At 73.0% G+C, this 20,571-nt stretch carries 18 protein-coding genes; 5 read left to right on the forward strand and 13 right to left on the reverse strand.

The window, feature by feature from the left end:
* From O2W18_RS21630 to O2W18_RS11940, 4 genes are all read right to left on the reverse strand, one after another.
* On the reverse strand, nucleotides 1-351 hold the full coding sequence (locus O2W18_RS21630) for a spore photoproduct lyase family protein (RefSeq protein WP_331254079.1): 351 nt from the start codon (nucleotides 349-351) through the stop codon (nucleotides 1-3).
* On the reverse strand, nucleotides 320-1,771 hold the full coding sequence (locus tag O2W18_RS11930) for an HNH endonuclease signature motif containing protein (RefSeq protein ID WP_269187744.1): 1,452 nt from the start codon (nucleotides 1,769-1,771) through the stop codon (nucleotides 320-322). Before O2W18_RS11930 ends, O2W18_RS21630 begins: the two co-directional genes overlap by 32 nt.
* A 184-nt stretch (nucleotides 1,772-1,955) precedes the next feature.
* Entirely contained in the window at nucleotides 1,956-2,759 is an 804-nt protein-coding gene (locus O2W18_RS11935) for an exodeoxyribonuclease III (RefSeq protein WP_269187745.1), read from the reverse strand.
* 28 nt (nucleotides 2,760-2,787) lie between these two features.
* Nucleotides 2,788-3,750 carry an acyl-ACP desaturase gene (locus tag O2W18_RS11940; protein WP_269170020.1) on the reverse strand — a complete coding sequence of 321 codons (963 nt, stop codon included), beginning with the start codon at nucleotides 3,748-3,750 and terminating at the stop codon, nucleotides 2,788-2,790.
* A gap of 244 nt (nucleotides 3,751-3,994) precedes the next feature.
* On the opposite strand from O2W18_RS11940, the gene O2W18_RS11945 reads away from it, so the two are divergent.
* Nucleotides 3,995-5,587: an LCP family protein gene (locus O2W18_RS11945; protein ID WP_269187746.1), complete on the forward strand. Its 1,593-nt coding sequence runs from the start codon at nucleotides 3,995-3,997 to the stop codon at nucleotides 5,585-5,587.
* Nucleotides 5,588-5,592: 5 nt separating this feature from the next.
* On the opposite strand, the gene O2W18_RS11950 is transcribed toward O2W18_RS11945, so the two are convergent.
* The 4 genes from O2W18_RS11950 to O2W18_RS11965 are packed head-to-tail and all read right to left on the reverse strand — an operon-like array spanning nucleotide 5,593 to nucleotide 9,582.
* Nucleotides 5,593-6,225 carry a LutC/YkgG family protein gene (locus O2W18_RS11950; RefSeq protein ID WP_269187747.1) on the reverse strand — a complete coding sequence of 211 codons (633 nt, stop codon included), beginning with the start codon at nucleotides 6,223-6,225 and terminating at the stop codon, nucleotides 5,593-5,595.
* Between the two features lie 55 nt (nucleotides 6,226-6,280).
* Nucleotides 6,281-7,762 (reverse strand): LutB/LldF family L-lactate oxidation iron-sulfur protein, encoded by a 1,482-nt coding sequence (locus O2W18_RS11955; RefSeq protein ID WP_269187748.1) that lies wholly within the window; start codon nucleotides 7,760-7,762, stop codon nucleotides 6,281-6,283.
* Nucleotides 7,759-8,532, reverse strand: coding sequence for a (Fe-S)-binding protein (locus O2W18_RS11960; RefSeq protein WP_269187749.1), 774 nt, complete (start codon nucleotides 8,530-8,532; stop codon nucleotides 7,759-7,761). Before O2W18_RS11960 ends, O2W18_RS11955 begins: the two co-directional genes overlap by 4 nt.
* 15 nt (nucleotides 8,533-8,547) lie before the next feature.
* Nucleotides 8,548-9,582: a LacI family DNA-binding transcriptional regulator gene (locus tag O2W18_RS11965; protein ID WP_269188650.1), complete on the reverse strand. Its 1,035-nt coding sequence runs from the start codon at nucleotides 9,580-9,582 to the stop codon at nucleotides 8,548-8,550.
* 99 nt (nucleotides 9,583-9,681) lie between these two features.
* Here O2W18_RS11965 and O2W18_RS11970 point away from each other — a divergent pair, with 99 nt between their 5' ends.
* From O2W18_RS11970 to O2W18_RS11985, 4 genes are read left to right on the forward strand one after another with little or no spacing between them, the layout of a single operon-like run.
* Nucleotides 9,682-10,041: an L-rhamnose mutarotase gene (locus O2W18_RS11970; RefSeq protein WP_269187750.1), complete on the forward strand. Its 360-nt coding sequence runs from the start codon at nucleotides 9,682-9,684 to the stop codon at nucleotides 10,039-10,041.
* The gene (rhaI, locus tag O2W18_RS11975) at nucleotides 10,038-11,207 is read left to right on the forward strand and encodes an L-rhamnose isomerase (RefSeq protein ID WP_269187751.1); all 1,170 of its coding nucleotides are present in this window, start codon (nucleotides 10,038-10,040) and stop codon (nucleotides 11,205-11,207) included. The genes O2W18_RS11970 and rhaI overlap by 4 nt, the downstream gene beginning before the upstream one ends.
* Before the next feature lie 19 nt (nucleotides 11,208-11,226).
* Nucleotides 11,227-13,263 carry a bifunctional aldolase/short-chain dehydrogenase gene (locus tag O2W18_RS11980; protein WP_269187752.1) on the forward strand — a complete coding sequence of 679 codons (2,037 nt, stop codon included), beginning with the start codon at nucleotides 11,227-11,229 and terminating at the stop codon, nucleotides 13,261-13,263.
* A 22-nt stretch (nucleotides 13,264-13,285) separates the two neighbouring features.
* Nucleotides 13,286-14,767, forward strand: coding sequence for a rhamnulokinase (locus O2W18_RS11985; RefSeq protein WP_269187753.1), 1,482 nt, complete (start codon nucleotides 13,286-13,288; stop codon nucleotides 14,765-14,767).
* Nucleotides 14,768-14,781: 14 nt separating this feature from the next.
* Here O2W18_RS11985 and O2W18_RS11990 read toward each other — a convergent pair whose 3' ends face one another.
* The 5 genes from O2W18_RS11990 to O2W18_RS12010 all read right to left on the reverse strand — a co-directional run bounded on the left by O2W18_RS11990 (nucleotide 14,782) and on the right by O2W18_RS12010 (nucleotide 20,565).
* A complete protein-coding gene (locus O2W18_RS11990; protein WP_269187754.1) occupies nucleotides 14,782-15,669 on the reverse strand; it encodes a sugar phosphate isomerase/epimerase family protein in 888 nt (295 codons plus the stop codon).
* A 62-nt stretch (nucleotides 15,670-15,731) separates the two neighbouring features.
* Nucleotides 15,732-16,844 (reverse strand): ABC transporter permease, encoded by a 1,113-nt coding sequence (locus tag O2W18_RS11995; RefSeq protein ID WP_269187755.1) that lies wholly within the window; start codon nucleotides 16,842-16,844, stop codon nucleotides 15,732-15,734.
* Entirely contained in the window at nucleotides 16,841-17,887 is a 1,047-nt protein-coding gene (locus tag O2W18_RS12000) for an ABC transporter permease (protein WP_269187756.1), read from the reverse strand. Before O2W18_RS12000 ends, O2W18_RS11995 begins: the two co-directional genes overlap by 4 nt.
* Nucleotides 17,884-19,437, reverse strand: coding sequence for a sugar ABC transporter ATP-binding protein (locus O2W18_RS12005; protein WP_269187757.1), 1,554 nt, complete (start codon nucleotides 19,435-19,437; stop codon nucleotides 17,884-17,886). Before O2W18_RS12005 ends, O2W18_RS12000 begins: the two co-directional genes overlap by 4 nt.
* A gap of 87 nt (nucleotides 19,438-19,524) precedes the next feature.
* Nucleotides 19,525-20,565, reverse strand: coding sequence for an autoinducer 2 ABC transporter substrate-binding protein (locus O2W18_RS12010; RefSeq protein ID WP_269187758.1), 1,041 nt, complete (start codon nucleotides 20,563-20,565; stop codon nucleotides 19,525-19,527).
* Nucleotides 20,566-20,571 lie beyond the last annotated feature (6 nt).

Below are 20,571 nucleotides of genomic sequence, written 5' to 3' on the forward strand. Positions count from 1 at the left end.
TCAGGTCCGGTAGAGCAACCGGGCGCCGGACAGCCGATCGGCGATCGCGTCGGTGAACCAGCTCCGCAGCTCGGTCATGGTGTCCCGCGGTTGGACGTGCGTGACCGCCCCGTACTTCCCGCACTTGGTGGTCCGGGCGTCCTCGTCCATCTCCAGCTTCGTGCGCGGGTACCAGTCGGTCAGTGTGGCCTTGCTGCCCGGCGTGAACAGGTGGGTGATGCACTCGACGGTGAGGTCGGTGTCGGCGGGGAGCTGGCGGGGGCGGTGCGCGCGGTGGGCATCGCCTGGTGCAACGGCCCCCGGACGGCCGTCCTTGCGCTCAGGCGGCGCGTCGCCGGACGAGGTCGCGATGTGCCATGAGTGCCCAGACGACGTGCTGGAGGTCCATCCGCTCGCCGTCGGAGGGGAGGGCCGCGGGCAGCAGGTGCAGGGGCGGGAGCAGTGACGCCAGCCCATGGGTGGCGGTCCCGCGGAACCGCTCCCCGGTGTCGGACCACGGCCGCCCGCCGTCCGGGGCCACGGCGACCAGCCGGCCGCCGCGCCGGCTGAGCACCAGGTCGTGGTCGTGGACCAGCCCGTGGTCGACGTCGCAGAGCAGGACGAGGTTCGAGACGTCGGTGCGGCCGCCGTGCAGCCAGTGCCGCAGGTGGTGAGCATGCAGGCGTTCCGGCCGCGTCTCCTCGCAGCCCGGTCGCGCACAGCCGCCGTCGCGCAGCAGCAGTGCGCGGCGCTGGGCGCGGGTGGCGTATCGCCGCGACCGGCCCTGGGCCAGCACCTCGGGGCCGTCGGTGACGATCGCGGTGACGGCCGCGTCGCAGGCCAGCCGACGCGCCTGCGCAGGCGTGAGGGCCGGACCGCCTTCCAGCGCGGCCCGCCCGGCGGCCTCGTCGTCGGCGAGCACCGAGGCGTCCACGACGACGACCACCTCACGACGGGGCGGGTCCCCGGCGCGGCGGTCGGCGTCGGCCGCCGCCGCGGCCAGCTGTGTCATCGCCCGGCAGCGGCGCGCGGTGGTCACCGCCAGCGGCTCCCGTTCGTCCTCGGCCGAGGCATCTCCGGCGGCACGTCCTGCCACGGCGGGGACGCCGGTGGGGGCCGCCTCGTCGTCCCCAGCCGGTTCGGGACCGCCGACCAGGGCGGCCTGGGCGCGGCGACGGGCGGCCCGTTCCCGGCGGGCGTCCCGTTCGGCGAGTGACTCGATCGCGGCGAGGAACTCGGCGCCCTGCTCGGCTTCCATCCGCACCTGCACCGAGACCATCCCGTCGTCCTCGACCCACCAGGAGAACCGTCGCCGGTCGGCGACCCGGCCCGCGTCGACGTCGTCGGCCCGGCGCCAGGCCCGCACGGTGCGCTCCACCTGGGAGGCGGTGGCGTGCCGGGCGAACTCGACGAGCTCTGCCTCGGTGCCGGGTTCGGCGACCCTGGTCAGCGCGCGCACCTTCGAGTAGGAGAGCTCACCGGCGGAGAAGGCGGCGCTGGTGAGGGGCAGCCCACGCAGTGCCCGCGCCACCCGGACGTGCTGCCGGGCCGTCCCCGGCGTCAGCGAGCACTTCCAGGCCAGCCAGTGCGCACACGAGGTGATGCCGACGCCTCCCCAGCCCTCCCGCTCGTCGAACTCGGCGACCAATCGCAACCAGGACGCCGTGGCCGCCGCCAGCTGCACCGCACCCGCGCAGATCCGGTCACCCAGTGAGTCGAGGGGCTCGATCGGCTCGGTGACGGAAGGGGCGACGACGGGCAGCGGCAGGGGAGGGACCAGTGCATCGATCATGTGTTCGAACGTAGTGGAGACCGCTGACAGGAACCGCCGCTCAGTCGCGCCGGACGGTTCCGCGGAACCGTCTCGGCAGGCCCGCTGGACCATCGGCCCTGCCGCCTGCCGCCTGCCGCCTGCCGCCTGCCGCCTGCTGCCTTCGCCGACGCCGGCACGGGCGCCGGACCGCGAGTGTGCTGGGTCAGTCGGCCAGGTCGACGACGACCGGGGCGTGGTCGCTGGCGCCCTTGCCCTTGCGCTCCTCGCGGTCGATCCGGGCGCCGGTGACCCGCTGGGCCAGCGCCGGCGAGCCGAGCACGAAGTCGATGCGCATGCCCTCGCGGCGGGGGAAGCGCAGCTGCGTGTAGTCCCAGTAGGTGTAGACCCCGGGCCCGGGCGTGTACGGCCGGACGACGTCGGTGAAGCCGGCCTCGACCACGCCCTGGAACGCCGACCGCTCCGGCTCGGAGACGTGCGTGGAGTGGCTGAACAGCGAGATGTCCCAGACGTCGTCGTCCTGCGGGGCGATGTTCCAGTCGCCGACCAGCGCGACCTGCGCCTCGGCGTCCTCGGTGAGCCACCCGCCGGCGTGCACCCGCAGCGCCTCCAGCCACTCGAGCTTGTACTGCAGGTGCGGGTCGGTCAGCGTGCGGCCGTTGGGCACGTACAGGCTCCACGCCCGGACCCCGCCGCAGACGGCGCCGAGCGCCCGGGCCTCCTGGGCGGGCTCGATGCCCTCCTTGGACGACCATGAGGGCATGCCGGGGAAGCCGACCTGGACGTCGCTGAGCCCGACCCGGGAGAGCAGCGCGACACCGTTCCACTGCGAGTGGCCGACGTGCGCGACGTCGTAGCCCAGCGCCCGGAACCGCTCCTCCGGGAACTGCTCGTCCTTGCACTTGGTCTCCTGCAGCGCCAGGACGTCGACGTCACTGCGCTGCAGGAAGGCCTCCACCCGGTCGACTCGGCTGCGGATGGAGTTGACGTTCCAGGTGGCCAGGCGCACGGGTACCGAGCCTAGGCCGCGACCCTCCTCAGGCTTGCGGGAGCGGGGTGAGCGGGGTGTCCTGGCGGGCCTGCACGCGGGCGCGCATCCGGTCCCGGCTCTCCACGAACTTGGTGGCCTGGGCATCCAGGCCGACCAGGAACTGGGCGAGCTCCTCGCGGGCCTGCTCGCCCTCGGGGCCGAGGTTGGTGCGCTCGAACACCTTCCACGCGCGCAGCACGGGCTGGATGACCTCGTCGTGGTGCAGCCGCAGGTCGTAGATGCCGGCCTTGGCGATGAGCACGGAGTTCTTGCGGAAGCCGGCCATGGTGGCGCCGGGCATCTCGAAGCGCATCACCTCGTCGGCGACCGCCCGCATGGTCTTGTCGGGCTCGATCTCGAACGCCGCGGAGACGATGTTCCGGTAGAAGACCATGTGCAGGTTCTCGTCCTTGGCGATCCGGGCGAGGAGCTGGTCGGCGATCGGGTCGCCGGTGGCCTTGCCGGTGTTGCGGTGGCTCACCCGGGTGGCGAGCTCCTGGAACGAGACGTAGGCGACCGCCTCGAGCGGGGTCTTGTCCCCGGAGTCGTAGCCGGAGGTCATGTAGTCCATCCGGGCCCGCTCGAGCTCGACGGGGTCGACCCCGCGGGTGACGACGAGGTAGTCGCGGAGCGCGACGCCGTGCCGGTTCTCCTCCGCCGTCCAGCGGCCGACCCACGTGCCCCAGGCGCCGTCGCGGCCGAACCGGGTGGCGATCTCCCGGTGGTAGCTGGGGAGGTTGTCCTCGGTGAGCAGGTTGGTGAACATCGCCGCCTTGGCGGTCTCGTCCAGCCGGGACTGCTCCGGCGACCAGTCCTCGCCGCCGAGGAAGGCGAAGTCCCGCCCCTGCGACCAGGGGACGTAGTCGTGCGGGTGCCATTCCTGCGCCAGTCCGATGTGGCGGTTCAGGTTCTCCTCCACCACCGGCTCGAGCTCGCTGAGCAGTGCTGCCTCGCGCGACGTGTGGGACACGATCGACCTCCTCGGTCCGTACCTACGGTGTCGTGATCTACGCCGACCGTGCCGACGGGCGGCGGCCGACCGCGGCTGCGTCTGACCCTTCCGTACCCGGGGGGAGCCAGGCCAGACATCGGGGTGTGACCGGCGACACGACCCGCTCTTCCGGGGGTGGAGCCGTCCGCCGGGCCCGTGATCCGAGGCCGAAACGGTGCGATCATGGCCGGATGACCGGATCCGCGATGCACGGGGCAGCCGCGTGAGCGACGACTCAGCGACCCAGCAGGGCGGGCGGCGCGGCAGGCGGAGAGGTCCACACACCGTCCGGGGTTTCGGCCCGGCCCTGCTGCTCACCGTGGTCGGTGCCCTGGTGCCCGGCTCTGCCTTCCTGGCCACCGGGCGGCGCCGGCTCGGTGCTCTCGTCGTCGTCGTCTTCATGGTGCTGCTCGGTGGGGTGGCCTACCTGGCCACCACGGGCCTGCGCGACGTGATCGCGGTGGCCGTCGACTCCGCGGCCCTGCGGTGGGTGATCGGCGGCATCGTCGCCCTCGCGGTGGCCTGGCTGCTCGTCGTGCTGGTCGGTTACGCCCTGCTGTTGCCACGCCGCACCCGCGCATGGCAGCAGGTGGTCGGCGCGGTCGTCGTCCTGACCCTGTGCGCGGGGGTGGTCGTGCCCGCCGTGTGGGCCGTGCGGATCGCCGACGCCCAGGCCCAGCTGCTCGACAACGTGTTCGCCGACCGGGACAGCGCCACGGTCACCGACCCCACCGACGACCCCGACCCGTTCGGTGACCGGGAGGAGGTCAACTTCCTGCTGCTGGGCGGGGACGGCGGCGAGGGCCGCGAGGGCGTGCGCACCGACACCGTGATCGTCGCCAACGTGCAGACCGACACCGGGGCCACCACGCTGTTCAGCCTGCCCCGCAACCTGCAGGAGCTGCCCTTCCCGGAGGACAGCCCGTTGGCCGAGGTGTGGCCCGACGGGTTCGACGTCGGCAGTGAGAGCGAGAGCCTGCTCAACGCCGTCTACCGGAACGGGCCGGCGTGGTACCCGGGCATCCTCGGGGAGACCGACGACCCGGGTGCGGACATGCTCAAGCTCGGCGTCGGTGAGGCCCTCGGCCTGGAGATCGACTACTTCGTGCTGGTCAACCTGGACGGCTTCAGCCGGCTGGTCGACGCGCTCGGTGGCATCGACGTGAACGTCAACTACTACGTGCCGGTCGGTGGCGAGCCCTCGCTCGGGATCCTGCCGGACGACTACATCGAGCCGGGACCGGAGCAGCACATGGACGGCGCCCGTGCCCTCGACTTCGCCCGCGGCCGGTTCGGTCTCTCCGACTACCAGCGGATGGACCGCCAGCGCTGCGTGATCGGCGAGATCGTCGAGGCGGCCGACCCGATGACGCTGCTCAGCCGGTTCCAGCAGCTGGCCGCCACGACCCAGGACATCGTGTCCACCGACGTCCCGCAGTCCCGGCTGGACGACCTCGTCGACCTGGCGTTCGAGGTGAAGGACGCCGAGATCCGCAGCATCGTGTTCGACGACACGGTGATCGACCCGGCCTACCCGGACTACGACCAGATCCGCGCTCTGGTGCAGCAGGCGCTGGACGGGCCGCCGGGCACCCCGTCCGCGGACACCTCATCCACCCCGGCCGAGAGCACACCGGCCGAGGAGGACGCGACCGACGACGGGGCTGCGCCGTCCCCCACGTCGTCGGCCGGCGCGACCGGTGCCCCGCCGGCAGAGCCGGACCCGGCCGCCGAGGTCGGTGACGCCTGCGCCTACGACCCGGCGCAGGCGCAGGCCGCCCGCGCGGAGGGGGAGCCCCCCACCCGCAACGGCTGACGCCGTCAGCCCGCCAGCACCACCAGGAGCGTGCGCGGGCCGTGCACGCCCTCGACCCGCTGCAGCTCGATGTCGCTGGTCGCCGAGGGGCCGCTGACCATCGTGAGCGGCCGCAGCGGGTCGAGGCGGGCCAGCCCCTCGGGCACGCTACCCACGACCTGGCCGGCGGTCACCACGCAGACCAGGCAGTCCGGCAGCAGCGACAGCGCCCGCCGTCCGCAGGCCGGTGAGCCGTCGAGCACCAGGGTGCCGGTCTCGGCGATCGCCACGGCCACCGCGGTGACCGAGGCGGCCCGGTCGGCGAGCTGCACCGCGGGGCGGTCGTCGTCGACGTCGCAGCCGGCCGGCCACCAGTCCTCGGCCAGCCCGGGGGCGACGACGACGTCGCCGGCCGACCACCCGCTGCCGAGTCCCTGGTCCAGGGCGGCCCGCACGGTGGCGCCGACCTCGGCCGGGGCGCAGCGCAGCACCGTGGCCCGGTAGTCCTCCACCCGGTCGACCAGCAGCTCCAGCAGCGCCGGGTCGCCCGCCGGGCGGCCGTCGGTGAGCCGGTAGTCGCGGACCACCTCCTCAGGGGGCGTCCGGTCCGCCCCCAGGGCCTGGCGCACCCGGGACAGCACCTCCTCGCGTGCGCTCACCGTCGTCCTCCTGTCGTGTTGCACGTGGAACGTCGGCACGTGGCGCCCTGCCCGGTCACGACCCGTGCTCCCGCACCCACGACTCCACGAAGGTCTCCCGCGGCGGGGTGGGCAGGTCGCGGCTGCGCGTCCAGCCGGAGATCGGCGGCGGCAGCGCGTTGGGCAGCGTGGGCTTCCCGCGGGCGATCAGCCGGCCGAGCCGGGACGCCCGCTGGGCCAGGTGCCACAGCCGCGGGTGGGACATGACCTTCGCCAGGCCACGGAAGGCGACCGCCTCCGCCGTCGGCCGCTCCTGGGCCTCGACGTGCTCGGCGCGCAGGTGCACCAGGATCGACGGGATGTCGATCGCCACCGGGCAGACGTCGTAGCAGGCGCCGCAGAGCGAGGAGGCGAACGGCAGGGAGGCGTTGTCCTCCACCCCGGTCAGCATCGGCGAGAGCACCGCACCGATCGGCCCCGGGTACACCGAGCCGTAGGAGTGCCCGCCGGCCCGCTCGTAGACGGGGCAGACGTTCAGGCAGGCCGAGCAGCGGATGCAGTGCAGCGCCTCGCGGCCCACCTCGTCGGCGAGCACCGCGGTGCGGCCGTTGTCCAGCAGCACCAGGTGGAACTCCTGCGGCCCGTCGCCGGGGGCCACGCCGGCCCAGGTCGAGGTGTAGGGGTTCATCCGCTCGCCGGTGGAGGAGCGCGGCAGCAGCTGCAGGAAGACCTCGAGGTCGCGCCACGTCGGCACCACCTTCTCGATGCCCATGACGGTGATCAGAGTCTCCGGCAGGGTCAGGCACATCCGCCCGTTGCCCTCGCTCTCGACCACGGTGAGCGTGCCGGTCTCGGCGACGGCGAAGTTCGCGCCGCTCACCGCCACCCGGGCACGCAGGAACCGTTCGCGCAGGTGGGTGCGGGCGGCCATCGCCAGCTGGCGGGGGTCGTCGGTGAGGTCGGGGTCGACGCCGGGGATGGTGCGGGCGAAGATCTCCCGGATCTCGGCCCGGTTCTTGTGGATCGCCGGCACCAGGATGTGCGACGGCTTGTCCTCCCCCAGCTGCACGATCAGCTCGGCCAGGTCGGTCTCGAAGACGTCGAGCCCGGCCGCCTCCAGCGCCTCGTTCAGGCCGATCTCCTGGGTGGCCATCGACTTGACCTTGACCACCTCGGAGGTGCCGGTGGCCTGCACCAGCCGGGTGACGATCTCGTTGGCCTCGTTCGCGTCCCGGGCCCAGTGGACGACGCCGCCGCGGGCGGTCACCTGGCGCTCGAGCTCCTCCAGGTGGTCGTCGAGCCGGGCCATCGTGGCGGCCTTCAGCGCCCGGCCGGCCTCGCGCAGCTGCGCCCAGTCGGGCAGCTCGTCGACCACCTTGGCCCGCTTGCCGCGGATCGTGCTGGTGGCGTGGCCGAGGTTGGCCCGCAGCTGACCGTCGCGCAGCGCGCCCCGGGCGGCGTCCGGGAAGGACTGGTCGCCGCGCAGGTGGCCCACGCCGCGAGGGGCGGTGGGCAGGCCGAGGAACGTCGGCGCCTTCGGGGGGACGGTGGCGGTCATGCGGACACCGCCGGGGCGGTGTGCTGGTCGGGGGTCACGGTTTCCTCCGTCGAGGCGAGGATCTCGGCCAGGTGCACCGTGCGGGTGCCGGCCTGGAGCCGGGAGAGGCCGCCGCCGATGTGCATCAGGCAGGACGCGTCCCCGGCGGTGCAGACCTCGGCGTGCGTACCGAGGACGTTGGCCATCTTGTCGGTGAGCATCGCGGTCGAGGTGTCGGCGTTCTTCACCGCGAACGTGCCGCCGAAGCCGCAACACTGCTCGGCGTCGGGCAGCTCGACCAGCTCCAGCCCGCGCACCGCCCGCAGCAGCTGGTAGGGCCGGTCGCCCACCTGCAGCAGCCGCAGCGAGTGACAGGTCGGGTGGTAGGTGACCCGGTGCGGGTAGTAGGCACCGACGTCGGTCACCCCCAGCACGTCGACCAGGAACTGGGACAGCTCGTAGGTGCGCCCGGCCAGCTCCTCCGCCTCGTCGGCCAGCCGGTGCTCGCCGGCCCGGCGGGCGACCGCGGCCTGCTGGTGGTGGATGGAGGCCACGCAGGACCCCGACGGGGCCACGATCGCCTCCGCGCCGGCGAAGGCCCGCACGTGGTTGGCGACGATCGGCACCGCCTCCCGGCGGTAGCCGGTGTTGACGTGCATCTGCCCGCAGCAGGACTGCCCCGGCGGGACGACGACCTCGTGCCCCAGTCGTTGCAGCAGCGTGGCGGTGGCCCGGGCCACCGAGGGGGTCAGGGTGTCCACCAGGCAGGTGGCGAAGAGCGCGACCTTCACGGGCGGCTCCTCCTCTCAGCTCGCGACGGTCGGGCGGAGTCGCCGGACCATGCTGGACTCGCGGACGACGAGCATCGGCTCGAAGACGGGTTGGTCGTGCTGGTGGCTCTCGGCCGCAGCCTCGTCCAGCAACAGCTCCGCTGCGCGGCGGCCCAGTTCCTGGCGGGGCTTGCGGACCGAGGTCAGCGGAACGGCGGCGGCTGCGGCGTAGTCGATGTCGTCGTAGCCGACGATGGCGAAGTCGTCGGGCACGCGGACCTGGTGGCGCACCATCTCCTGGAGCACCCCCATCGCCAGCAGGTCGTTCGCGCAGACGGCGGCGGTCGGGCGCTGCCCGGCCGGCAGCCCGATGATGCGGGACGCGGCCTCGCGGCCACCTGCGACGGTGAGCGTCTCGGGGGTGATCACAGCGAGCGCGGCGTCGGACCCGGTGCCCTCGCGGACGGCGGCGACGACCCCCTGGTACCGCTCCTGGAGCTGGGGCAGCCCCCCGGGGCTGCCGATGAAGGCGATCCGGCGGTGCCCGCGCTCGAGCAGGTGATCGGCGGCCAGTCGGCCGCCGAGGACGTCGTCGACGGCCACGGCGCACTGGTCGGGGCCGGGGGCGCGGCGGTCGAGCAGCACGACCGGGACGCCGCGCTGCCGGAGCGTCTCGATCTGCGGGGAGAGCTCCGCGGTCGGGGTGAGGACGACGCCCCGCACCCGTTGCTCGGTGAGCACGTCCAGGTGGGCGGCCTCCTTGGCCGGCCGGCCGTCGGAGTTGCAGAGGATCACCGACAGCCCCTGCGCGTTGGCGACCTCCTCGACCCCGCGGGCGACGTCGGTGAAGAACGGGTTGGCGATGTCCAGCACGACCAGCCCGATGGTGCGGCTGCGGCCGGCCCGGAGGTGGCGGGCCGACTCGTTGCGCACGAAGCCCAGTGCGGTGATCGCGCTCAGCACGCGTTCCCGGGTCCTGGGGCTGACCGTGTCGGGCCGGTTGAGGACGTTGCTGACCGTGCCGACCGAGACGCCGGCGTGGACGGCGACGTCCCGGATGCTGGCGGTCAGCGCTGCCCCCTCGGTTCCCGGTCGGCCCGTTGACCGCTCGCACGCAGCATCTTACTGTGGCCCACAGCACCTTGTGAATCGTTTCAGCGAGGAGGGCTCGTGCCCCGCGTCTGCTTCACCCTCCAGGTCCGGCCCGACCGGCTCGACGAGTACCGCGAGCGGCACGCCGCCGTCTGGCCGGAGATGCTCCGCGCGCTCCGCGACGCCGGCTGGCGCGACTACCAGCTCTTCCTGCGCGCGGACGGGCTGCTCGTCGGCACCGTCGTCACCGACGACCTCGACGCCGCCCAGGCCGCCGTCGACGCCGCGGAGGTCAGCGCCCGCTGGGAGGCCGAGATGGCCCCCTTCTTCGAGACCGGGGACGGCCGCGGCAAGGCCACGCTCGACCTCGTCTTCGACCTCGACGCCCAGCTGCGGGCCGCCGGGGAGCACACCACCACGAACGGAGAGACCCCGTGACCGACCTGCGCGCCCAGGCGCTGGCCGCCCTGGCCACCCAGACCATCGAGCTGCCCTCGTGGGCGTTCGGCAACGCCGGTACCCGGTTCAAGGTGTTCAGCACCCCCGGCGTCCCGCGCGACCCGTTCGAGAAGATCAGCGACGCCGCCGTCGTCAACCGGTACACCGGGGCCGCCCCCCGGGTCTCGCTGCACGTCCCGTGGGACCTGGTCGACGACTTCGGCAAGCTCGCCCAGCACGCCACCGACGAGGGCGTCTCGATCGGCGCGATCAACTCGAACCTGTTCCAGGCCGACGAGTACAAGCTCGGGTCGCTCACCCACGCCGACCCCGCGGTGCGGGCCAAGGCCGTGGCCCACCACGTGCAGTGCATCGACGTCATGCGGGCCACCGGCTCCACCGACCTGAAGATCTGGCTGCCCGACGGCACCAACTACCCGGGCCAGGACGACATCCGCGACCGGCAGGACCGGCTGGCCGAGTCGCTGCAGCAGATCTACGCCGAGCTGGACCCCGAGCACCGGCTGATCCTGGAGTACAAGTTCTACGAGCCGTACTTCTACACGATGGACATCCCCGACTGGGGCACCTCGCTGCTGCACTGCCTGGCCCTCGGCGAGCAGGCGAAGGTCGTGCTGGACACCGGCCACCACGCGCCGAACACCAACATCGAGTTCATCGTCGCCCAGCTGCTGCGCATCGGCCGGCTCGGCGCCTTCGACTTCAACTCCCGCTTCTACGGCGACGACGACCTGATCGTGGGCGCGGCCGACCCGTTCCAGCTGTTCCGGATCATGAACGAGATCGTCCGGGCCGACGCGCTCCTCCCCGACTCCGGCGTCAACTTCATGCTCGACCAGTGCCACAACATCGAGCCGAAGATCCCCGGCCAGATCCGCTCGGTGATGAACGTCCAGGAGGCCACCGCCAAGGCGCTGCTGGTCGACCGCGAGGCGCTGCGGGCGGCCCAGCAGTCCGGTGACGTGCTCGGCGCGAACGGTGCGCTGATGGACGCCTACAACACCGACGTCCGCCCGCTGCTCGCGCAGCTGCGCGAGTCGAAGGGCCTGCCCGCCGACCCCTACCGGGCCTACGCCGCCTCCGGGCACCAGGAGCAGATCGCCACCGAGCGCGTCGGAGGCCAGCAGGCCTCCTGGGGCGCCTGAAGAACTGGAGGACGACGAGATGACGAACCCCGTGGTCAGTGACCTGCTCGCCCGCAGCAACCGCCTCGGCGCGGACCCGCGGAACACCAATTACGCCGGCGGCAACACCTCCGCCGCCGGCACCGACACCGACCCGGTCACCGGGCAACCGGTCGAGCTGCTCTGGGTGAAGGGCTCCGGCGGCGACCTCGGCACCCTCACCGAGCCCGGCCTGGCGGTGCTCCGGCTGGACCGGCTGCGCTCGCTGGTCGACGTCTACCCCGGCGTCGACCGCGAGGACGAGATGGTCGCCGCGTTCGACTACTGCCTGCACGGCCGGGGCGGCGCCGCGCCGTCCATCGACACCGCGATGCACGGCCTGGTCCGGGCCGCGCACGTCGACCACCTGCACCCGGACTCCGGCATCGCGCTGGCCACCGCAGCCGACGGCGAGGCGCTGACGGCTGAGTGCTTCGGCGACCGCGTGGTCTGGGTGCCGTGGCGCCGTCCCGGCTTCCAGCTCGGCCTGGACATCGCCGAGATCGCCGAGAAGAACCCCCAGGCCATCGGCGCCGTCCTGGGCGGGCACGGCATCACCGCCTGGGCGGACACCAGTGAGCAGTGCGAGGCCAACTCGCTGGAGATCATCCGGACGGCGGAGCGGTTCCTCGCCGAGCGCGGCCGGCCGCAGCCCTTCGGTGCGCCGCTGCCCGGGTACGAGGCGCTGCCGGAGGTCGAGCGCCGGGCCAAGGCGGCTGCCCTCTTCCCGGTGGTCCGCGGCCTGGCGAGCACCGACAAGCCGCAGGTCGGGCACCTCACCGACTCCGACGTCGTGCTGGACTTCCTCGCCTCCGCCGAACACCCGCGGCTGGCCGCGCTGGGCACCTCCTGCCCCGACCACTTCCTGCGCACCAAGGTGCGCCCGCTGGTGGTCGACCTGCCGGCGTCCGCCCCGGTGGAGGACGTCGTGACCCGGCTCAAGGAGCTGCACGAGGCCTACCGCGCCGACTACGCGGCCTACTACTCCCGGCACGCGAGCCCGGACTCCCCGCCGATGCGCGGCGCGGACCCGGCGATCGTGCTGGTGCCCGGCGTCGGCATGTTCAGCTTCGGGGCGAACAAGCAGACCGCCCGGGTCGCCGGTGAGTTCTACGTCAACGCGATCAACGTGATGCGCGGCGCCGAGTCGGTCTCCACGTACGCGCCGATCGACGAGAGCGAGAAGTTCCGGATCGAGTACTGGGCGCTGGAGGAGGCCAAGCTCGCCCGGATGCCGAGGCCCAAGCCGCTGGCCACCCGGGTCGCGCTGGTCACCGGCGCGGCGAGCGGGATCGGCAAGGCGATCGCCCAGCGGCTGGCCGCCGAGGGCGCGTGCGTCGTCGTCGCCGACCTGGACCTGGCGAAGGCCTCCGACGCCGCTGCGGAGATCGGCTCGGCCGACGTCGCGGTGGGCGTGGCGGCCGACGTCAGCGACGCCGAGGCGGTGGCCGCGGCGTTCCGCGCGGCCGTGCTCGCCTTCGGTGGGGTCGACCTGGTGGTCAACAACGCCGGGCTGTCGATCTCCAAGCCGCTGCTGGAGACCACCGAGCAGGACTGGGACCTGCAGCACGACGTGATGGCGAAGGGCTCGTTCCTGGTCTCCCGCGAGGCGGCCCGGATCATGATCGAGCAGGGCATGGGCGGCGACGTCGTCTACATCTCCAGCAAGAACGCGGTCTTCGCCGGCCCGAGCAACATCGCCTACTCCTCGACCAAGGCCGACCAGGCCCACCAGGTGCGGCTGCTGGCAGCCGAGCTCGGCGAGCACCAGATCCGGGTCAACGGGATCAACCCCGACGGCGTCGTCCGCGGGTCGGGGATCTTCGCCGGCGGCTGGGGCGCCAAGCGGGCCGCGGTCTACGGCGTCCCGGAGGAGGAGCTGGGCAAGTACTACGCCCAGCGCACCCTGCTCAAGCGCGAGGTGCTGCCCGACCACGTCGCCGACGCCGTCTTCGCGCTGACCGGTGGCGAGCTCACCCGGACGACCGGACTGCACGTCCCGGTCGACTCCGGGGTCGCCGCCGCCTTCCTCCGCTGACGTGGGGGCCAATATCGCGACTTTGGCCCCCAGGGAGCTGACGCTCGCCGCTGTCGACCTGGGGGCCTCCAGTGGCCGGGTGATGACGGCGCGGGTCGGCCCCGGGCGGTTGGAGCTGCACGAGGTCAACCGGTTCGCCAACCGGCCGGTCCGGGTCGCCGGCACGTTGCACTGGGACGTCCTGGCGCTCTACGCCGGGGTGCTCGACGGCCTGCGGGCCGCCGGCCGGGACGTCGGGCCGCTGGACGGCGTGGGCATCGACAGCTGGGCGGTCGACGTCGGGCTGCTCGACGCCGACGGGGCGCTGCTGGGCAACCCGGTGCACTACCGGGACGCCCGGCACGCCACCGCCGTCCCCGGGGTGCACGAGCTGGTGTCGCCGGCCGAGCTCTACCGGGTCAACGGCCTGCAGCACCTGCCGTTCAACACGGTCTTCCAGCTCGCGGCGATGCGGCCGCTGGCCGGGTTCGGGCTGGCCCGGCGGGCGCTGCTGGTCCCCGATCTGCTGGCGTACTGGCTCACCGGGGCCGTCGGGGCCGAGCTCACCAACGCGTCCACCACCGGGCTGCTGGACGCCACGACCCGGCAGTGGTCGACCGACCTCATCGACCGGCTCCGCCTACCGCACGAGCTGTTCCCGCCGTTGCGGCAGCCCGGGGACCGGCTCGGCGAACTCACCGGCGAGGTGCTCGCCGAGACCGGGCTGACCGGGCCGGTCCCGGTGACGGCGGTCGGCTCGCACGACACCGCGTCGGCGGTGGTCGGCGTCCCGGCGGCGTCCGACCGGTTCGCCTACGTCTCGTGCGGCACCTGGTCGCTGGTCGGCGTCGAGCTCGACGCCCCGGTGCTCACCGACGCCAGCCGGGCGGCCGGGTTCACCAACGAGCTCGGGGTGGACGGAACGGTCCGTTACCTGCGCAACGTGATGGGGCTGTGGTTGCTCCAGGAGTCGCTGCGCAGCTGGCAGTCGGCCGGGCTGCCGGCCGACCTCACCGAACTGCTGCACGCCGCGGCCCGGGAGCCGGCGTTCGGCGCGGTCGTCGACTGCGACGACGACCGTTTCCTGCCCCCCGGCGACATGCCCGCCCGGATCGCGGAGGTCTGCCGGGAGACCGGGCAGACGCCGCCGCAGAGCCAGGCGGCCACCGTCCGCTGCATCCTGGACAGCCTGGCGCTGGCCTACCGGCGCACGGTGCGCCAGGCGGCCGAGCTCTCCGGTCGCCAGGTGGACGTCGTCCACCTGGTCGGCGGCGGCGCTCGGAACACACTGCTCTGCCAGCTCACCGCCGACGCCTGCGGGCTGCCGGTGCTGGCCGGCCCGGTCGAGGCGGCGGCGCTGGGCAACGTTCTGGTCCAGGCCCGCGCCGGGGGCGCCCTCAGCGGGGGGCTCGCCGAGCTCCGGACGCTGCTGCGGGCCACCCAGCAGGTCGTCCGGCACGACCCCACCCCGTGCCAGGAGGCCGCGTGGCAGGCCGCGGAGGACCGGGTCCGGCAGACCCGCTGATCCGTGCACCTGCCTCAGCCCGGTGCGCCCCGCCGCGCCGCCGCCCTGGCCAGCCCGGCCTTGGTGAACGCCAGTGCGTCCCGGGCCAGGGCGTGGTTGTCCGTCCACAGGTTGCGCCAGATCGCCAGGTCGTTGGAGAGCGTCCGGTGCACGACCTCGGAGGAGAAGGACTCGAAGGTGGCGATCCCCTCGTAGCCCACCTCGTCGAGCGCGCCGAAGAACTCCGTCCACGGGATGGACCCGGTGCCCAGGGCGCCCCGGTGGGACTCCCCGATGTGGACGTAGCCCAGCCGCCCGGCCGCCGAAGCCGCCCGCACGGCATCGGCGAACGAGTGCTCCTCGATGTTCATGTGGTACGTGTCCAGGTGCGCCATCACGTTGGGCCGGTCGACCACGGCGATGAAGTCGAGCGTCTCCTGGGTGGTGTTGATGACGTTGGTCTCGTACCGGTTGCAGAACTCCAGGGCGAGGGTGATCCCGGACTCCGCTGCCTTGTCCGCCAGCCAGGCGATCGCCTCCTGGGAGTTGGCGCGGCCGCGTTCGGTCGCCGGGGCGTCGTACTTGCCCAGCTTGGAGTAGAGCACCCCGCAGAGGGTGGTGCCGCCGCTGTCGCGGAGGACGCCCAGCGCGGCGGCCAGCCGCTCCCGGCCCCGGGCCACCACCTCCGGGTCCTCGCTGGACACGTCGGTGTCCGCGCTCAGCCCCAGCGAGGCGCTCACCTGCAGCCCGTGCTCCTGCAGCAGCTCGGCGGTCATGTCCGCGTCGAACCCGGTGGGGTCGATCGGGGCGATCTCGATCAGGTCGTAGCCGGCCTCCGCGGTGGCGGCGATGGCCCGGCGCGCCTCCTCGCGCGTCCAGCTGCCGGTCCAGACCAGGGCGTGCACGCCGTGGGTCACGGTCATGGGGTCCTCTCTCCGCGCCCCGGTCCGGGGCACTGTCAGGTGACGTTCCGTCGGCGGGTCCGCTAGGAGGTCCCGCCGTAGCGCCGGTTGGCGAACCCGTTGAGCAGGGCGGCGAAGACGAGCACGAAGCCCAGGGCGAACAGCTGGAACTGGGTACCGGCGTTGCCCGGGACGGCGAGCAGGATCCCGGCGTTGAGCCACACGATCAGCAGCGTGGCCAGCACCACCCCGGCGACCCGGCCGATGCCGCCGGTGATCGCGACCCCGCCGAGGACGGCGATGGTGATGGCCGGCAGGGCCATGCCGTTGCCGGCCACGCCGGCGTCCGGCCGGGCCGAGGCGAACTGGGCCACGGTGTAGACGGCCACCAGCCCGGACAGCGCGCCGGCCCCGACGTAGGCCAGGAAGCGGGTGCGGCGGACGTCGATCCCGGTCCACTCGGCCGCCACGTCGTTGGTGCCGATCGCGTAGAGCCGGCGGCCGTAGGTGGTGCGGGCCATCACCAGCCAGATCACGACCACCGCCGGGATCAGGTACGTGAACACCCCGAGTGGGACCGCCGGCACGGCGTCGGGCAGGAACGGGACCTCCACCGCCCGGGCGGTGGAGTAGAGCTCCTGGATGGGCCGGGCGTTGATCGGCTGCTGGTCGTTGATCACCAGGGCCAACGAGCTGAACGCGTAGTAGGTGGCCAGGGTGGTGATCAGCGCCGGGAAGCCCAGGTAGGCGACGAGGACGCCGTTGAGCGCGCCGCACAGTGCGCCGAACGCCACGGCGAGCACCAGCGCCGGGAACAGCGACCAGCCCCACTGGCCGTAGGCGAAGCCGAAGACCATCCCGGTCAGGGAGACGATGGCGCCGACCGACAGGTCGATGCCGCCCCGGCCGGAGGTGATCACCAGCAGCTCGGCCAGCCCGAGCAGCACCAGCGGCACGGCGTTGATCAGCGTCGCCGCCAGGTAGGAGCTGTCGTATGGCGCGCTGAGGTAGTTGTTGCCGCTCAGCGTCATCATCGTGATCAGCACGGCGGCGAGCAGGACGACGAGCAGCGCGATGCGCTGGGTCAGCAGGATCCGCAGCAACCGGGCGGGCAGGCTCTCCGGCCGGTCGGTGGCTGCGCCGGGCTGCTGCTTCTCCGGTGCCGGTGCCGGGGGAGGGGTGGTCGAGGTGGTCATGAGGCGCTCCTGGTGCGCTGCCGGAGCAGGTCGGCTCCGACGGCGACGATGATGAACAGCCCGACGAACAGCGAGGACAGCTGCGTGGGCCAGCCGAGCTGGGTGACCCCGGTGGCCACGGTCTGGACGAGCAGCGCGCCGAGCACGGTGCCCAGCACGGAGCCGCGGCCGCCGGTGATCGAGGTCCCGCCGATCACCACTGCGGCGATCACCGCCAGCTCCAGGCCGGACCCGACGTTCGCGGCCAGGCTGGAGGTGCCCTGTGCGAGCACGAAGCAGGCCGCGAGGCCGGCGAGCAGGCCGGTGACCACGTAGGCCGACAGCACCCGGGCGCGGACCGCGACGCCGGCCAGCCGGGCGGCGTTCGCGTCGCCGCCGACGGCGTAGAAGTGCCGGCCACCCGCGGTGTGCCGCAGGTACCACCACGCCAGCGCGGCGATCACGATGGTGATCAGGAAGGCGTGCGGGATGCCGAGGGTGCGGCCGGCGTCCCCGCGGCCGAAGAAGTTGAGCGTGCGGGGGATGCCCTCGACGGTCGAGGAGCCGAAGATCTGCAGCCCGACGAAGCGGAACAGGTTCAGCGTGCCGAAGGTGATGATGATCGCGTGCACCCGGCCGTAGGCGATCAGCACGCCGTTGACCAGGCCGAGCACGCCGCCGACCGCGATGGACAGCGGGACCGCCAGCACCAGCGGCAGACCGGTGTCCACCATGGTCTGGGCGGTGATCACCGAGGCGACCATGACGATGCTGCCGACCGAGACGTCGATCCCGCCGGTGATGATCACGATCGTCATGCCGATGCCGATGAGCGCGATCGGGGTGGTGGCCACCAGCAGCGGGACGATCGAACCGGCGGTGAAGAAGGCCGGTGTCGCCAGGCTCAGCACCAGCCAGAGCAGCGCGATGACGGCGATCAGGACCGTCTCCTGGCTGGTGACCGGCGGCGGTAGCACCCGGTTGCGCCCCCGGCCGGGTCCGCCGCCGCCGGAGACGGCGGTGCTCCCGGCTCCTCCGGACGGGGTGAGCGTCGAGTTGCTCATGCGGGTACTCCGCTCTGGTCGGGCCGGGCCTCGGCGGCGGGCCCGGACTCGTCGCCTGCGGCGGCGGTGAGCACGTCGACCTGGTCGGCGTTGGGGCCGAACTCCACCGTGGTGGTGCCGGCGCGGACCACCTGGATGCGGTCGGCGATCCGGATCGCCTCCAGCAGGTCGGAGGTGACGATCAGGACGGCCACGCCGTCGTCGGCGAGCTGGGTGATCAGCCGGTGGATCTCCTCCTTGGCGCCGACGTCCACCCCCTGGGTCGGCTCGGCGAGCACCAGCACCTGGGGCTTGTCGACCAGCTGACGGGCCAGCACGACCTTCTGGGCGTTGCCGCCGGAGAGCGCCGCGACCGGCGTCCGCTCGCTGGGCGTCTTCACCGCGAGCCGGTCGATCATCGACCGGGCGACGTCGGTCTCCCGGCGGCGGTCCAGCCACACCCCGAACCGGGACAGCAGACCCAGGTGGCCGGCGGAGATGTTGAAGGAGATGGGCTGGAAGGAGAACAGCCCCTGCTCCTTGCGGTTCGCCGGCAGCAGGGCGATGCCCAGGTCCTTCGCCTCGCGCGGGGAGCGCGGGCGCACCTCGGTGCCGTCGACCAGGATCGCGCCGTCGGTGGCCCGGTCCATGCCGTAGACCGTGGCGCCGATCTCCGCGACGCCGGAGCCGACCAGCCCGTAGAGGGCGACGATCTCCCCGGCCCGCACCTGCAGGTCGACGTCGTGGAACCGGCCGGTCAGCCCCAGGCCGCGCAGCTCCAGGCGGGGGTCGCCGGTGCCGGCGTCGCGTTCGGGGCGCTCGTCCTCGATGGCCCCACCCACCATCATCTCCACGATCTGCCGGACCGAGAGGTCGCCGATCGGGTGCGTCCCGATGGTGCGGCCGTCCCGCATCACCGTCACCTCGTCGGCGATCCGGAACAGCTCGTCCAGCCGGTGGGAGATGTAGATGATCGCGACGCCGGCCTCGGTGAGCCGGCGGATCACCCCGAACAGCACGTCGACCTCGCGATCGGTCAGGATCGCCGAGGGCTCGTCCAGGATCAGCACCCGGGCCTCGCCGGCCAGCGCCTTGGCGATGTAGACCTGCTGCTTCTGGGCGATGGAGTGCGTGCCGACGGCGGTGGTCGCGTGCCCGGCGGGCAGGCCGATCAGCTCCAGCAGCTCGGTGACCCGGGCGTTCTGCGCCGCCCAGTCCACCCGCCCGCCCCGGGTGATCTCCCGGCCCAGGAAGACGTTCTCCGCGACGGTGAGCTCGTCGAACAGCTGGGGTTCCTGGTAGACGGTGGCGATCCCCAGGGCCATCGCGTCGGTGGTCGAGGTGATCGACACCTGGTCCCCGTCGAACTCGATGGTGCCGGCGTCGGCACGTTCGGCCCCCGCGAGGATCTTGATCAGCGTCGACTTCCCGGCCCCGTTCTCACCGACCAGGGCGTGCACGGTGCCCGGCTGGACGACCATGTCGGCGTGCTCGATGGCGTGGACGGCGCCGAACCGCTTGGCGATGCCGTGGACCGCCAGCCGCGGCGGGGTCGGGCTCTGTTCGGTCATGATCTGGCGACCTCCGTGGTGGGTGCGCCCGGGGTGCGGGAGACGGGCGGCCGGGCCGGCCCGTCCCCCGCGCGGAGCCCGGAGGGATCAGTAGTCGTACTCGCCGACGTTGTCGGCGGTCAGGACCAGCGGGTCACCGAGCAGCAGCACGTTGCTCTCCTCGTCGTAGCTGACGCCGTCGAGGCCGGCCACGTCCGGGGACGCCGAGAGGTCCTCGCCCGCTGCCAGCTGGGTGCCGGCCCAGGCGGTCAGCGCGCCCAGCGCCTCGACGTCCCAGAGCACGCTGGCTGCGGCCGAGCCGTCCTCCAGGTAGGGCGCCATCGAGTTCGGCGTCCCCAGCCCGACGGTCTGGACCTGGCCGATCTTCCCGGCGTCCCGGACCGCCTGGGCGACACCCGGCGCCGACGAGGTGCACTCCCCGACCAGACCGGTCAGCGACGGGTCGGAGTTCATCAGGTCGGTGGCCATCTGGGTGGCCACGGTCTGGTCCTCACCGGCGTAGACGACATCGGTGATCTCCGCGTCGGGGTACTCGGAGGCCGTGTACTCCCGCTGGACCTCGATCCAGGAGTTGAGGTTCTCCGCGGTCTCACCGCAGGAGACGATCGCGTAGCGCCCCGAGCCGCCCATGGCCTCCATGAGCTGGTCGGTCAGGGTCTGGCCGATGCCCTCGGTGGAGGCCTGGCTGACGAAGACCTCGCGGACGGAGTCGGGGGCGTCGGTGTCGGTGGTGGCCACCGCGATCCCCGCGTCGGCGGCCTGCTGGAGAAGCGGGGCCATCGAGTCGGGGTCGTTGGGGGCCACGAACAGCACGTCGACGCCCTGCTGGATGTAGGAGCGCACGATGTCGGCCTGGGCAGCGGCGTCGGCCTCGACCGGGCCCTGGTAGAGCCACTCGCACCCGAGCTCCTCGCAGGCCTGCTGCCCGCCGGTGTTCATCGCCTCGAAGTAGGGGATGCCCTGCAGCTTCGGCACGAAGGCGATCGTGGGCTGGTCGCCGCCGCCGCCGCCGCTGTCGCCGCCGCTGTCGCTGGTGGCGGAGCCACCGCTGCCCTCCCCGCAGCCGGCGAGCACCAGCGATGCCGCGGCGAGTCCGGCCGCGAGGGTCGTGTACCGGTGTGCTCTCATGCTCAC

Source organism: Modestobacter sp. VKM Ac-2983, from assembly GCF_026967885.1.
Lineage (GTDB): Bacteria > Actinomycetota > Actinomycetes > Mycobacteriales > Geodermatophilaceae > Modestobacter.